Below are 14216 nucleotides of genomic sequence, written 5' to 3'. Positions count from 1 at the left end.
GGGCCGCACCCGGACGGCAGATCCGTCCGGGCGCGGGCCGGCGCTCACCGAGCGACGGCGAGGACCTCGTGGAGGAGCCCCTGGAAGCTGCGCACCCGGCTGACGTTCGACGACAGCGGGAGGTCGGCGGCCGCGTCGTCGCTGCTCAGCCCCACGAAGATCGGGAGCTCGGGCTGCGCCTCGTGGAGCGCGTGGACGATCCCCAGCCCAGGCCGGGTGAGCGACGTCACGAGGACGGTCGCGACGGGCCGGACCATCGTCACGAGCTCCATGGACCGGTGCGCGTTGGCCGGCCCGGTGACGATGCGCGCCGTGACGCCCTGCGCGACGAGCGCCGCGGCGAGCGCGTGCATCGCGAGCGGCTGGGCGTCGTCGACGGCCGTGAAGAGCAGCACGATGCGCTTCATCTGGCTGGGGTGCGGGGAGCGCACGCCGGTGTCCTGGACCGACTGCTCCTCGCGCTCGCGGATGAACTCGGCCACCGCACGCAGCGTCGCGGACGCCAGGAGGGCCTCAGGGGCCTCGCCGGGCTTGGCGAGGACCGTGCGGGCCGCCAGCTTGTGGACCGTCGGCTCGACGAGGTCGGTCCACCACGAGGTGGGGTCCTGGTCGGCGTCCAGCGCGAGGAGCCGGTCGCACGCCTCGACGTTCCCGCGGAGCACCGCGTCGACGATGTCCGACGACGTCACCCCGGCGGCGTCGACGGGTGCGGCCAGGCGCAGGGCAGGCCGCACAGGGGCGGTCTCGGCACCGGCGGCCGCGTCGGCGGACCGCAACGGTCGGAGCGTCGCACCGCTTCCGTCCTCTGCCTGGTCCGCGTCGTCGTCGGGTGGTGCCGCGGGGTCGGTGTCCGCCTGCGCGAGCGAGGCGCGCAGCTCGGACTCGAGCTGCTCCCGGTCCGTGGACTCGAGGTCGAGGGCCAGCGCGGACCGTGCGGCGTCCGCGGGCGCGACGCCCTCGAGCGCGAGCCTGCGCATGACCATGAGGCGGGCGACGTCGTCGTCGGAGTATCTGCGGTGGGCCCCTGCCGAGTGGTCCGAGGGACCGAGTCCGTAGCGGCGGTCCCAGGTCCGCAGGGTGGCCGGCGCGACGCCGAGGCGGCGCGCGACGACGGCTACGGCGAGACCGGGAGACGTCGACCCGATTTCGGAGCCGTCGGCGGGCTCGTCGACTGGGCGCACATTCGTCATGCCTTGATTGTGCCGACCCGGCGGACGGAGTGCCACCTGGCCCCCCGTCGGGAGGGCTCCTTCTCCGTGCCGCGAGCAGTTCGACGGTTGTTCAGATAATCGCGGTACGTGCCGGATCGGGAGATCGCACCGTACGAGCTGGAGCGAAGCGATCGGCGGCTTCCGCGAAGAGCCGCGGATTGCTTGACCATTTGACGACTGCCGTCCAGTGAATCGCTCCAGGGCAACCGGTGCAGGACGAGGGTTGAACAACTGCTGAAACGGTTGTAGGTTAGCCACAGCGACGGACGCGGTCCCGGAAATCGGGTCTCACCTGCGGCCTCACAGTCTTGGAAGTACCTACGTGAAGATCAGCGGCGCTCCCCGCTCCGACCGAAGGATGGAACGACGATGACTGAACTCTCCCGACTCCCCGGCCCCGTCATGGACCTCTGGGAGTGGCAGTACCAGGGTGCGTGCCGCGACATCGACGACACCCTCTTCTTCCACCCCGAGGGCGAGCGTGGCGCAGCGCGTCGGCGCCGCGCGGAGGCCGCCAAGGCCATCTGCCAGTCCTGCCCCGTGATGATGGAGTGCCGCGAGCAGTCCCTCGCCGTCCGCGAGCCCTACGGCGTGTGGGGTGGACTGAGCGAGGACGAGCGCTCCGCGATCCTCGCGAACAGCGCCCGGTCCACGACCCGCAAGGTCGGCTGACACCCGAGCACCCGAACCGCCGACGAGGCCCCGCGCTGCGAGCGCGGGGCCTCGTCGCACGTCCGGCCCGGCTCCGCGGGGCCGACGAGGCCGGCCCTGCCGACGTCTTGGGAGGTCTCCGACAAGCCTCGAGTTCGGTACTTCCAGTCGAGTTCGGTACTTCGAGCAGCCGAACTCGACTGGAAGTACCGAACTCGACAAAGGGGGCGGGTCCCGAGTCGTGGAGAGGGAGCAGCGAGGTGCGGGGCACCGGGCTCCCGAGCGGGGCGACCGGCCTCGGGAGGTAGCGCCACGGAGCTGCCCGCCCGGAAGGACGACGAAGGCCCCGCACCCTTCCGGGTGCGGGGCCTTCGTCGAACGTGATCGGCTGGATCAGCCGATCACCGCGAGGACGTCGCGGGCGGAGAGGATGAGGTACTCCTCGCCGTCGTACTTGATCTCGGTGCCGCCGTACTTGCTGTAGATGACCTTGTCACCGACAGCGACGTCGACGGGGACGCGGTTGCCCTTGTCGTCGATGCGACCCGGGCCGACAGCCAGGACCTCGCCCTCCTGGGGCTTCTCCTTGGCGGTGTCAGGAATGACAAGACCGGACGGCGTCGTGAGCTCAGCATCGAGAGTCTTCACGACGATCCGGTCCTCGAGCGGCTTGATGGAGACCGACACGCGGACCTCCCCTTTCGCAGAGAGATGAAGGACAGTTCAGTGGTCTCGCGTCGCACGATCGCCGTCGCGGGGGTCGATCGAGTGCGGTGCGGAACCACCGCCAAATCTATGCCGTAGTTAGCACTCGGTCAAGGTGAGTGCCAGACGGCGGGCGGGTCGAGGCCTGCGGCACACTAGGGAGCGCACCGCTCCCCGTCGCTCCCGTGAGAAGAGACCGCACATGCCCGGCCCGTCCGACCCGCGCGTCGCCGTCTACATCGACTTCGACAACATCATCATCTCCCGCTACGACCAGCTCCACGGCCGGGGGTCCTTCCACAAGCACCGCGTCCGCAAGGCCGAGGTCACCGGTCCCGACGCCGACCGGGAGACACGCCAGCGGCTCGTCGACGCCACGGTCGACCTCGACGCCGTCCTCGACTTCGCCTCGTCCCTCGGGACCGTCGCCATCAGCCGTGCCTACGCCGACTGGTCGGTGCCCGTGAACGCGAGCTACCGCGGGCAGCTCGTCGACCGCGCCGTCGACCTCACGCAGATGTTCCCGACCGTGGCGTCCATGAAGAACGGTGCGGACATCCGGCTCGCCATCGACGTCGTCGAGGACCTCTTCAGCGTCCCGGACCTCACGCACGTGGTCATCGTCGCCGGCGACTCCGACTACATCGCGCTCGCCCAACGCAGCAAGCGCCTCGGCCGCTACGTCGTCGGCATCGGTGTCGCCGGGGCGACGAGCGCCTCGCTCGCCTCCGCGTGCGACGAGTTCGTCGACTACGACGCCCTCCCCGGCGTCATGACCGACGACCCCATCACCGAGGAGCCCACCGAGGCGCCGCGCACCTCGCGCCGCGCGGTCGCGCCACCGCGCGCACCCGAGCCCGCCCCGGCGCCGGTCACCGCCGGCACCACCGCCGGAGCCGACCAGAGCAGCACCGCCGACGACTCCCCCACCACCGCACAGGGGGCGACCGCGGCGGACACCGACGACGCCACCGCACCGGACGAGCCCACCGTCGTCGCCCCCAAGAAGGGACCCAGCGGGCTCCTCGTCCGGGCCCTGCGCCTCGGCCATGCGAAGGACGACGCCGAGTGGTTGCACAGCGCCGCGGTGAAGAACCACATGCTGCGCATGGACCCCACCTTCAACGAGAAGGCCCTCGGGTACCGGACTTTCACGGAGTTCGTGAAGTCGCGCGGCTCCTTCGTGGAGGTCGACGAGACCGGCCCCATCCGCAAGATCCGCCTGCGCTCGGCGTTCCACCCCGAGTGACCCGGCGAGGAGGCAGGTCCGTGCTGCCACCCACCCCACGCGCGACCGCCCGCCCGGCGGTCCGCGTGAAAGGATCGCGGCATGGACCACGCCTCGCTCGCCAAGCTCCTCACCCCTGACGGCTGGGCGCTGCTCAACGCCCTGCCGCCCTACGACGAGAAGCTCGCGATGGCCGTCTCGGAACGCCTGCGGGCCAAGGGCTTCGAGCAGGACATGGTCGCGGCCGCCCTCACCCAGTCGCGCCTGCGCGGCAAGGCGGCCGCGAAGTTCGGCCCGTTCGTCGAGGGCATGCTCTTCACGCAGGCCGGCCTCGAGCAGGCCACCCGCCTCGTCGTGGGAGCGCGGCACGCCCAGCGCTACCTCGCGGCCGGGGTGGACCGCGTCGTCGACCTCACGTGCGGCGTCGGGGCCGACGCCATGGCCTTCGCCGGCGTCGACCTGCGCGTCCTGGCCACCGAGATCGACGAGGTCACCGCGGCCGTCGCGACCGTCAACCTCCGGGCGTTCCCCGAGGCGACCGTCCGGCACGCCGACGGCCTCGCCCTCGACCTCGCCGCCGAGGGGTTCACCGGGCCCGGCGCCGGGATCTACGCCGACCCGGCCCGCCGCACCCGCTCTGGCAAGCGGATCGTCGACCCGAAGGCGTACGCACCTGCGCTCGACGACGTGTGGGACCTGCGGTCCCAGGTCCCCGCGGTCGGCATCAAGGTGGGACCCGGGATCTCCCACAACGGCCTGCCCGACGACTGCGAGGCGCAGTGGGTCTCCGTCGACGGCGACGTCGTCGAGGCGGGACTGTGGTTCGGACCCCTCGCCCCCGACGGCCACGGGCGCACCGCCCTCCTCCTGCGGACCGTCGACGAGCGCACCGACGCGAGGACGTTCCGCGCCGACGAGCACACCGAGGCGCCGCCGCGAGCGGTCGAGAGGGTCGCCGACATCGGTTCCTACCTCTACGAGCCCGACGGCGCCGTCATCCGCGCGGGTCTCGTCGCCGACGCGTCACGGCTCCTCGACGGCCGGCTCCTCGACCGCACCATCGCGTACGTGACGACTGACACACCACATGCCGAGACGTCCACCGTGCCGATCGCCACCGGCTACCGCATCCTGGACTCCATGCCGTTCGGCCTGAAGAAGCTCCGCGGGTACCTCCGCGAGCGCGACGTGGGGAGGGTGACCATCAAGAAGCGTGGCACCGCCGTCACCCCCGAGCACCTGCGCTCGCAGCTCGCGCTGCGCGGGTCGGCCGAGGCGACCATCGTCCTCACGAGGGTGGCGGGCTCGCAGCAGATCCTCGTCGTGGAGCCGCTGGACCGCACGGCACGGTCCCACCCCCCAGCACCTGACGTCACGGAGTGACCATGCACCTGCCCTTCGCCACGTCGGAGCGCTCGACCATCGGGATCGAGTGGGAGCTGGCGCTCGTCGACAAGGACTCCGGTGACCTGCGGCAGGTCGCGCAGACGGTCCTCGACGGCCTCGCCCCCGCGGACGGGTCGCAGCACCCGAACGTGCGGCAGGAGCTGCTGCTCAACACGGTGGAGATCGTCTCCGACGTGCGGCGGACGGTGCGGGACGCCGGTGCGGACCTCGAGCGGAGCATCGAGCAGATCCGTGAGCTCACCGACCCGTTGCGGGTGGAGCTCATGTGCGCCGGGACGCACCCGTTCGCCCGGTGGGCGCAGCAGAAGGTCACGGACAAGGAGCGGTACGCGACGCTCATCGACCGGACGCAGTGGTGGGGCCGGCAGATGCTCATCTACGGCGTCCACGTGCACGTGGGGATCGAGGACCGGGACAAGGTCCTGCCGATCTCGCGGGCCATGCTGGCGTACTTCGGGCACCTCCAGTCGCTCAGCGCGTCGTCCCCGTTCTGGGGCGGCAAGGACACCGGGTACGCGTCGAACCGTGCGCTGATGTTCCAGCAGCTGCCCACGGCGGGGCTGGGGTTCCAGTTCGAGCAGTGGGAGCAGCTCGAGGCGTACGTCGCGGACATGCTGCACACGGGGGTCATCGACCAGTTCGACGAGGTCCGCTGGGACCTGCGCCCCTCCCCCCGGTTCGGCACCCTGGAGACCCGGATCTGCGACGGTGCGTCGAACCTCACCGAGGTCATGGCGTTCGCGGCGCTCAACCACTGCCTCGTGGAGCACTTCTCGACCCTCCTCGACCAGGGCGCCGAGCTGCCCACCGTGCCGCCGTGGTTCGCCCAGGAGAACAAGTGGCGCTCGGCCCGGTACGGCATGGACGCGATCCTCATCCTCGACAAGGAGGGCAACGAGGAGCTCGTCACGGACGGCCTGTCCCGCCTCCTGGTCGAGCTCGAGCCGGTCGCCGACCGGCTGGGGTGCCTCGAGGAGCTCGACGGGGTGCGGACGATCCTGCGGCGTGGCGCCGGCTACCAGCGGCAGCGTGCCGTGGCGAGGCGCAACGGCGGTGAGCTGGACGCGGTGGTCGCGTCGCTCGTCGCGGAGATGCGCGCCGGCAAGCCGCTCTGACCTGCACCGCCCGGCGACACGACCGCGGTCGCGTGCCTGCTGAGCGCCTGGGTACCTCAGGGCATACGGTGGCATACATGGACATGACGGCCGCTTTCCCTTTCCGTGACCATGACCACCGCCGCGCGACGCCGACCGCACCCCGAGGCCGGACCGTGCCGGGCCGCGTCGTCTCGGGGGTCCTCGCCGGCACCCTCGTGCTCGCGGGGTGCGCGAGCACCGCCGACGACGAGCCTGCTGCCGCGACGACCGACCCGACGGTGCCCGCGACGTCGGCCCCGCCCACCGAGACCGCAGATCCCGCACCCGAACCGGAGCCGACGGCGTCCGCCCCGGCGCCCGACCCGGTCGCGGTCCTCACCGACGCCATGGCCGCGTCGGAGGCCGCCCCGACCGTCACGCTGGTCCGCCTCGACGAGACCCTTCCCGACGGCGGCTCCGACTTCACCGGCACCGGGTGGTGCCGGGTCACACGCGTCGACGGGCCGGACCACCGGGGCCGGTCGACGGGGCACGACGGTGGTACCGCCGCCCCCTCGGCCTGCACCGGCGGCACGGTCGTCGCGGACGCCGTCGCCCTCGGCACCGAGGTCCGCACGCTCCAGGACGGCGTCTACCTCGTGGCGCACGCCGCGCAGGAGGACGTCGACCAGGCGATCGGCTACTACCACCAGATGGGCATCCTGCGGTCGGTGCTCGACGTCGCGACGGAGGTCCGGGCCGTGGACGCCACCACCATCGAGATCACCGCACCGGGCACGAGGATCTCGCTCGCCACGAGCGAGGCGTCCCGGTTGACGCCCTTCGGCAGCGACCCGGAGTCGGAGGCGACCATCACCGTGCGCATCGACCCCGAGGGGCGCGTCTCGTCCTACGGGTACGAGGTCGTCGACTACGAGACGAGCCTCGAGCCCGGCGGGGAGAGCGAGTTCGAGGAGCCGTACACGTCGTACGACGGCACCTCGTGGTCCAAGCAGTGGGAGCTCACCTACGGGCCCGTCACCGTGGAGGCACCCGACGCCCCCACGCGACCGTGGGACGGGTACCCCCTGGGCGACGAGACGGCGGTCCGGAGCTTCTTCGGGTTCATCGTCTGACCGCGGGGGGCTTCATCGGTCCCGCGACCGCCTGGTGTCGGGTCAGCACCCGGTGCCGACGGGGTGCCTGCCGACCGCGACCGGCAGGCTCCCCTGCGCGGACTGCCGTCCGGTGAGGACGGCGAGCGTCGCGTCGAACGTCTGCCGCGTCCTGCCGTAGGTCGCGACCTGCACGGGTGCCGTCGACGAGGCGAGGACCGTGGGCCATCCCAGGGCCACGTCGACGTCGGCGCGCACGGTCGACTCCCCCGGCAGGAGGCGGACCGTCGTGTCGGCCGGCTCGGTGAGCGGCACGACGGCGAGCCCGGCCCGCCCTGCCGCAGCCGCGAACGCGTCCCAGTCCTCCTGGTTCCCGCCCCGGACGTGGAGCCGCTGACCCACGAGCGGAGCCGCGCACCGACCGGCCACCACCGTCACCGAGGCATCCCCGAGCGCCCGGGCGCTGTCGGACGCCGTCCCGACCGCGTCCGGCCCCGCGGCCAGGGTCATGTCCGCACGGTCGGCGAGCTTCTGCTGCCAGCGCATCATCGCGACGACACGACCGAGGGCCTCGTCGAGGCGCTCGCGTGGCAGCGTCCCGTCCTGGACGGCCGCGACGATGCCGTCGCGCGCGGCGACGACGTCCGTGGGGGTGAGCAGCAGGTCCGCGCCCGCCCCGAGGGCCTGGACCGCGACCTGCTCGGGCGTCCTCCCGTCGGCCACCCCGCCCATGTCGAGGCTGTCGGTGACAGCGACCCCGGTGAAGCCGAGGTCCGTGCGGAGGCGGTCGTACGCGGCTGCGGACAGCGACGCCGGCACGCCCGGGTCCCACGCCGTCACGGACACGTGGGAGACCATGATCATCGGGGCGCCCGAGTTCACGGCCTCGACGAACGGGACGAGGTCGCGCGCCGCGAGCTCCGCGGCCGTCGCCCCCTGGACGGGCAGCGCGACGTGGGAGTCCGTGGTCACGGACCCGTGGCCCGGGAAGTGCTTGACGCCGGGCAGCACACCTCCTTCGAGGAGCCCCTCGGCGGCCGCGGTCGCCGCCGTCGCGACGGTCTGCGGGTCGGACCCGGCGGAGCGCGTGCCCACGGTGACGTCGGCGGGCCCGACGGTGACGTCGGCGACCGGCGCGAAGTTCACCGTGAAGCCGCTGCCCCTCAGCTCGGCAGCACCCGCCCGGGCGGCGTCCCGCACGACGGCGGCGCCCGCCGCGGGATCGTCGGTGACCGCCGCACCCGCGGCGAGGAACGACGGCATCTGCGTCCACGGCTCGCCGAGCCGCTGCACCACGCCGCCCTCCTGGTCCACGCCGACCACGACGGGCCACGACCGCCCGTCGGACGCCCCCGCCTCCTTGACGAGGTCCGTGGACGCCCGGACCTGCTCGGGCGAGACGACGTTGTCCCCGAAGAGGAGCACGCCGGCGAGACCGAGCTCGGCGACCTGGGCGGCGGCCGCCGTCGCGTCGGAGCCCTGGTAGCGCGACACGAGGACGCCGCCGGCCGCCCTCTCGAGCGGGAGAGCGGCCGCCTCGGCCGTCGCCTCCCGGAGGTCGGCCACCGTCGGCCCCCAGGCGAGAGCCACGACGTCCGGGTCCTGTGCGGCCCCGGACGTCGCCGTGCCCGACGCGTCCTGCGAGGTCTCCGGCGTCCCCTGGTCCGTCGACGACGTCGCTCCCCCGACCGGCAGCACGGCGGAGCGAACCAGCACCACGCCCGTCACCACGAGGAGCGCCACGACGACGAGCCCCGCTGCCAACCTCCCGCGTCCTGCTCGTGCCACCACCGCTGCTCGCCCTCCGCTCAGACGGTCACGGTGGTCAGCGGCATGGACGAGTCCACCGGGATGTCGAGGCGGGAGGGCTGGACGCCTGCCGCGACGACGGCCGAGCCGAGCGCCGCGATCATCGCACCGTTGTCCGTGCAGTATCGGATCGGTGGGATGCGGAGCGTGATCCCCGCCTCCGCGCACCGCTGGGCGGCCAGCTCGCGCAGCTGGGAGTTCGCCGAGAAGCCGCCGCCGACGACGAGGGTGTCGATGCCGTGGCGCTCGCAGGCGGCGATGGTCTTGGCGGTGAGCACGTCGGCGACCGCCGCCGCGAACGACGCGGCGACGTCCGCCACGGGCACGGGCTCGCCCGCGTCACGCCGGGCCTCGATCCATCGCGCCACGGCGGTCTTCAGGCCGGAGAACGAGAAGTCGTCCTTGTGCGCGGCCTGGTCCTTGGCGGCGGTGAGCCCTCGGGGGAATCGGATGGCCCCCGGGTCGCCCTCGCGTGCGAGGCGGTCCACGTGCGGGCCGCCGGGGTACGGCAGCCCGAGGAGCCGCCCGACCTTGTCGAAGGCCTCTCCGGCGGCGTCGTCGAGGGTCGACCCGAGCTCGGTGACGTCGGTGGCGATGTCGTCGACGAGGAGCAGCGACGAGTGCCCGCCCGACACGACGAGCGCCAGGAGCCGCTCGGGGAACGGCCCGTGGACCAGCTGGTCGACGGCGGCGTGGCCCACCACGTGGTTGACGCCGTGGAGCGGCTTGCGCAGGGCGACCGCGAGCGCCTTCGCGGCCGACGCGCCGACGGTGAGGGGGCCGACGAGGCCGGGGCCTGCGGTGACCGCGACGGCGTCGATCTCCGAGAGGTCGACGTCCGCCTCGCCGAGGGCCCGCTCGAGGGTGGGGATCATCGCCTCGAGGTGGGCGCGGGACGCCACCTCGGGGATGATCCCGCCGAACCGGGCGTGCTCGTCGACGGAGCTCGCGACCGCGTCGACGAGGAGCTCGTCGCCCCGGACGAGCGCGACGCCCGTCTCGTCGCAGGAGCTCTCGATGCCGAGGACGAGTGGAGCAGACATGGCCCCAACCCTAGGGCACCGGGCGGGCGTCGTGGAGCCGCCCGGGTGCCCCGCCCAAGGCCGCCCTCGACGGTCCGGGGATCCCGCTCAGGGACCGACGACCACCGGGCGGTCGGGGTCGGCGGACCACTGCGACCAGGACCCGGGGTACAGGGCGGCATCGATCCCGAGGCTCGCGAGGACCGCCACCCCGAGCGACGCGGTGACGCCCGACCCGCAGTAGACGCCCGTGCGCGGAGCGGCGCGGGACGCGCGGGCGGCGACCACGTCCACCCCGGCGGCACGGAGCACCTCGACGAGCTCGGCGGCCGGACGCAGCCGACCGTCGGGGCCGAGGGTGTCCGCGGCCGGGACGCTCCGGGCACCCGGCACGTGCCCGGCGCGGGGGTCGACCGGCTCGACCTCCCCGCGGTACCGCTCGCCCGCACGGGCGTCGAGGAGGACACCGTCCTCCGCCAGCGCCGCGGCGCCGTCCGCGTCGACCACCGGGAGGCAGCCGCCACGCAGGACGACGTCACCCTCCGGGGCGACGACGTCGCCCCGGTCGAGGGACCCGCCGCGACGGACCCATCCGTCGAGCCCGCCGTCGAGGATCCGCACGTCCTCGTGACCGCCCCACCGCAGGAGCCACCAGGCGCGTGCCGCCGACAGACCACCGAGGGTGTCGTAGACCACCACGGGGACGCCCCGGCGCACCCCCCAGCTGCGGGCGGCGTCCTGGAGAGCGACGACGGACGGCAGCGGGTGTCGACCGGTGGCCGAGGTCGCCAGGCCGGAGAGCTCGGTCTCGAGGTCGACGTATACGGCACCGGGGAGGTGGCCCTCCTCGTACCGGGCCCGGCCGTCCGTCCTGCCGAGCGCCCAGCGCACGTCGAGGAGCGTGACGCCCTTGCCCGCGTCGAGGATGCCCTGCAGCTCCGCGGGGCCCGCGAGCACGCGGCCCCTGCGCTCACCCAGGTCGAGGTCGTGGTCGTTCATGCGGTCTCCGGTCCGTCGGTGGGCACGGCCTCCGGCGCGGAGGCGTGGGCCAGGTCCAGCCGCATGGTGTGCGCGTCCGTCCCCTCGGGCTGGTAGTAGCGGCGCCGGAGCCCGAACCGCACGAACCCGGACCGCTCGTAGAGCGCCACGGCGGCGTCGTTGTCGACGGCCACCTCGAGGAGGACCGACCGTGCGCCGAGCGCCAGCGCCCTGCCGACGAGCGCCCGGAGCATCAGCGCACCCACCCCGCGACGGCGCGCGCCCGGAGCGACGCCGAGGGTCATCACCTGGGCGTCGTCGCCGTCGAACCACAGACCGGCGTACCCCACGAGGACAGGCGGGTCCGACGCGTCGTCCACGGCCGCGACGTACCAGCGACCCGGCGCGCGGAGCTCCTCCTCGAGCATCGCCGGCGACCACGCTCCCCGACCGAAGAGCTCCACCTCGAGGCGTGCGACGACGTCGAGGTCCTCCGTGCTGAGCGGCCTGAGGAGGGCCGGCGCCCGTCCACCCGTGGTGGGTGCGGTCATCCCGAGGCCCGCTTGGCGCCGGCGGGGACCTGGGCGTCCGGGCGCCGCAGGTACAGCGGCTCGCTGGGGAGCACCTCGCCCGTGGCCGCGCGGGCGAGCGCGAGGCGCGCGAGGACGGCAGGGTCGGGCAGGGTCGGGGCGTCGTCGGGCACCTGGTCGTCCCGGAAGGCGTCCGGGTAGAGCGCGGTCCCCTGGCCGACGACGACCGCCTCCACCGCGTGGCCGGCGGCCACCACGTCCAGCGCTGCACCCACGTCGGGCCCGGACGTCGTCGTCACGGCCGTGGCGCCGAAGGCGCCCGTCTCCCCCACGGCGTAGCGCGCGTGGTAGACCTCGCGGCGCCGCGCGTCGGTGACGACGAGGACGCTCGACCCGGGGGGCAGGTCGAGACGGTCAGCTGCCTCGGACGCCACCGCGTCGAGGCTCGCCACCCCGTGGAGGGGGACGCCGAGCGCGAAGGCCAGCGTGCGCCCCGTGACGAGTCCCACGCGCAGCCCGGTGAACGGGGCCGGACCGGTGCCCACCACGACGGCCCCCAGGTCCTGGGGCGCGAGGCCCGCCTCGGCGAGCACCTCCTCGACCATGGGTGCGAGGAGCTCGGCGTGCCGCCGCTGCTCGACGACGCGGCGCGACGCGAGGAGCGTGCCGAGGTCGTCGAGGAGGGCGACGGCGACCGCCGCTGACGTATCGATCGCGAGGACTGCCACCGCGTCAGCCTACTGAACCCGGTCCGGCTGCGGCACCGCCGGACGCGAGCGCGACGACGTCGAGCCCGGCCCAGCGCTCGCCGTGGGCGGTCACCGTGACGGAGCGGACGCCCACCTCGGCGTTCTCGAGGAAGTCGCTGCCACCACTCTCCGACGCACCCCGGGGGCGTTCCAGGGTGATCTCGAGGCGTGCGCCCGCGATGGACTCCACGAGTCCCTGCCCCCACTCGACGACCGTCACGGACTCCTCGAGGCTCGCGTCGAGGTCGAGGGCGTCCACCTCGTCGAGCGTCCCGAGGCGGTAGGCGTCGACGTGGACGAGGGCCGGCCCGTCCGACAGGGACGGGTGGACACGGGCGATGACGAAGGTCGGCGACGCGACCTGCCCCCGGACCCCCAGGCCCGCACCGATGCCCTGGGTGAGGGTGGTCTTCCCCGCACCGAGGTCACCGGTGAGCATGACGAGGTCGCCCGCCCGGAGGCGGGCGGCGAGGGCGCGCCCGAAGGCCCGTGTCGCGTCCGCGTCGACGAGCTCGACCGTCACCGCACCCTGCACGTCGTCCTCCATGTCAGTCCTCCCCGTCCACGTACGCCCTGGGCACCCTGGCCCCGAGCCGCGTGGTGATCTCGTAGCTGATGGTCCCGGCGGCCCGGGCCCAGTCCTCGGCCGTCGGCCCGCCGTCCTCCCCCGACCCGAAGAGCACCACGCGGTCGCCCGCGGCCTCGCGCGCGTCCGGGCCGAGGTCGACCATCACCTGGTCCATGCAGACGCGCCCCGCGACGGCGAGCGTCCGGGCCGACGCGCCGCTCCCCACCTGGACCGGCCCTCCGGGGCGCTCGGGCAGGTCGCCGGAGGCGTGCCGCGGCAGGCCGTCGGAGTAGCCGATCGGCACCACGCCGAGCACCGTCGAGGTGGGCGTGCGGTAGGCGTGCGCGTACGACACACCGTGGTCCGCCGGCACGCGCTTGACGGTCGCCAACGACGCCTCGAGGGTCATGGCGGGCACGAGCCCGTAGTCGGCGGGGGCGCCGAGGTGCGGGACGGGTGAGAGCCCGTAGACCGCAAGTCCCGGGCGCACGAGGTCGTGGTGCACGCCCGGGGACGTGAGGGTCGCGGCCGAGTTGGCGAGGTGGCGCACCTCGAGGTGCGCACCGGCCTCCTCGACGAGACGCACCGCGTGCGCGAACACGTCGGCCTGCCCGACGACCGTGGGATGGTCCGGCTGGTCGGCGAGCGCCAGGTGCGACCAGACGCCCACGACCTCGACCGCGCCCGACGCCTGCGCCTCGACCGCGCGGGCGAGGAGCTCCGGGAGGTCGTCCGGCATGACGCCGTTGCGCCCGAGGCCGGTGTCGACCTTCACGTGGACACGTGCGGTGCGTCCGGTGGCGCGCGCGGCGACGACGACCTCGTCGAGCGCCCACCCGGCGGCGACGGACACGTCGACGTCGGCGGCGACCGCCTCCGCCAGGGGCGCCCCGGGCGCGTAGAGCCAGGTGAGGACGCGCCCACCGATGCCCGCCGCACGCAGAGCGAGCGCCTCGGCGACCTGTGCGGCGCCCAACCACGTCGCACCGCCCTCGACGGCCGCCCGGGCGCAGGGCACGAGCCCGTGGCCGTAGGCGTCGGCCTTGACCACGGCCATGACCTCCGCGCCGCCGCTCGCGTGCTCCCGCAACGCACGCACGTTCGACCGGACGGCACCGAGGTCGACCACGGCCCGGGCGGGGTAGTAGCTGTTCACGGGTGAGATTC

General features: G+C 73.8%; 14 protein-coding genes. 5 read left to right on the top strand and 9 right to left on the bottom strand.

What is annotated here, in order from left to right:
* Positions 1-44: 44 nt before the first annotated feature.
* Positions 45-1190, bottom strand: coding sequence for a MerR family transcriptional regulator (locus JAV76_RS03590; protein ID WP_198732638.1), 1146 nt, complete (start codon positions 1188-1190; stop codon positions 45-47).
* 390 nt (positions 1191-1580) lie between these two features.
* Here JAV76_RS03590 and JAV76_RS03585 point away from each other — a divergent pair, with 390 nt between their 5' ends.
* Complete coding sequence (locus JAV76_RS03585) at positions 1581-1883, top strand: WhiB family transcriptional regulator (protein ID WP_198732637.1); 303 nt, start codon at positions 1581-1583, stop codon at positions 1881-1883.
* Between the two features lie 372 nt (positions 1884-2255).
* Here the strand turns inward: JAV76_RS03585 and groES are convergent, their stop codons facing one another.
* Positions 2256-2549 carry a co-chaperone GroES gene (gene groES / locus JAV76_RS03580; protein WP_198732636.1) on the bottom strand — a complete coding sequence of 98 codons (294 nt, stop codon included), beginning with the start codon at positions 2547-2549 and terminating at the stop codon, positions 2256-2258.
* A gap of 220 nt (positions 2550-2769) precedes the next feature.
* Between groES and JAV76_RS03575 the strand changes: the two genes are divergently transcribed.
* The 4 genes from JAV76_RS03575 (at position 2770) to JAV76_RS03560 (ending at position 7414) form a co-directional block, all read left to right on the top strand.
* Positions 2770-3816 (top strand): NYN domain-containing protein, encoded by a 1047-nt coding sequence (locus JAV76_RS03575; protein WP_198732635.1) that lies wholly within the window; start codon positions 2770-2772, stop codon positions 3814-3816.
* 81 nt (positions 3817-3897) lie between these two features.
* Entirely contained in the window at positions 3898-5178 is a 1281-nt protein-coding gene (locus JAV76_RS03570; protein WP_198732634.1) for a THUMP-like domain-containing protein, read from the top strand.
* Positions 5179-5180: 2 nt separating this feature from the next.
* Complete coding sequence (locus tag JAV76_RS03565; RefSeq protein ID WP_198732633.1) at positions 5181-6317, top strand: glutamate--cysteine ligase; 1137 nt, start codon at positions 5181-5183, stop codon at positions 6315-6317.
* 155 nt (positions 6318-6472) lie between these two features.
* Positions 6473-7414 (top strand): hypothetical protein, encoded by a 942-nt coding sequence (locus JAV76_RS03560; protein ID WP_198732632.1) that lies wholly within the window; start codon positions 6473-6475, stop codon positions 7412-7414.
* Between the two features lie 42 nt (positions 7415-7456).
* Here the strand turns inward: JAV76_RS03560 and JAV76_RS03555 are convergent, their stop codons facing one another.
* The 7 genes from JAV76_RS03555 to alr all read right to left on the bottom strand — a co-directional run bounded on the left by JAV76_RS03555 (position 7457) and on the right by alr (position 14205).
* Positions 7457-9157: a glycoside hydrolase family 3 N-terminal domain-containing protein gene (locus tag JAV76_RS03555; RefSeq protein WP_230401782.1), complete on the bottom strand. Its 1701-nt coding sequence runs from the start codon at positions 9155-9157 to the stop codon at positions 7457-7459.
* Between the two features lie 44 nt (positions 9158-9201).
* Positions 9202-10245: a tRNA (adenosine(37)-N6)-threonylcarbamoyltransferase complex transferase subunit TsaD gene (gene tsaD, locus JAV76_RS03550; RefSeq protein WP_198732631.1), complete on the bottom strand. Its 1044-nt coding sequence runs from the start codon at positions 10243-10245 to the stop codon at positions 9202-9204.
* An 87-nt stretch (positions 10246-10332) separates the two neighbouring features.
* Complete coding sequence (locus JAV76_RS03545) at positions 10333-11223, bottom strand: sulfurtransferase (protein ID WP_198732630.1); 891 nt, start codon at positions 11221-11223, stop codon at positions 10333-10335.
* Positions 11220-11753, bottom strand: a complete 534-nt coding sequence (gene rimI / locus JAV76_RS03540) for a ribosomal protein S18-alanine N-acetyltransferase (RefSeq protein WP_198732629.1) — start codon at positions 11751-11753, stop codon at positions 11220-11222. The genes JAV76_RS03545 and rimI overlap by 4 nt, the downstream gene beginning before the upstream one ends.
* Entirely contained in the window at positions 11750-12460 is a 711-nt protein-coding gene (gene tsaB, locus JAV76_RS03535; RefSeq protein WP_198732628.1) for a tRNA (adenosine(37)-N6)-threonylcarbamoyltransferase complex dimerization subunit type 1 TsaB, read from the bottom strand. The genes rimI and tsaB overlap by 4 nt, the downstream gene beginning before the upstream one ends.
* Positions 12461-12464: 4 nt before the next feature.
* Positions 12465-13028 carry a tRNA (adenosine(37)-N6)-threonylcarbamoyltransferase complex ATPase subunit type 1 TsaE gene (tsaE, locus tag JAV76_RS03530; protein WP_198732627.1) on the bottom strand — a complete coding sequence of 188 codons (564 nt, stop codon included), beginning with the start codon at positions 13026-13028 and terminating at the stop codon, positions 12465-12467.
* A gap of 1 nt (position 13029) precedes the next feature.
* Entirely contained in the window at positions 13030-14205 is a 1176-nt protein-coding gene (alr, locus tag JAV76_RS03525) for an alanine racemase (RefSeq protein WP_372403055.1), read from the bottom strand.
* Positions 14206-14216 lie beyond the last annotated feature (11 nt).

Origin of the sequence: Sanguibacter suaedae (genome assembly GCF_016342785.1) — a bacterium.
Taxonomy (GTDB): domain Bacteria; phylum Actinomycetota; class Actinomycetes; order Actinomycetales; family Cellulomonadaceae; genus Sanguibacter; species Sanguibacter suaedae.
This window is presented reverse-complemented; position numbering and strand designations above follow the sequence as displayed.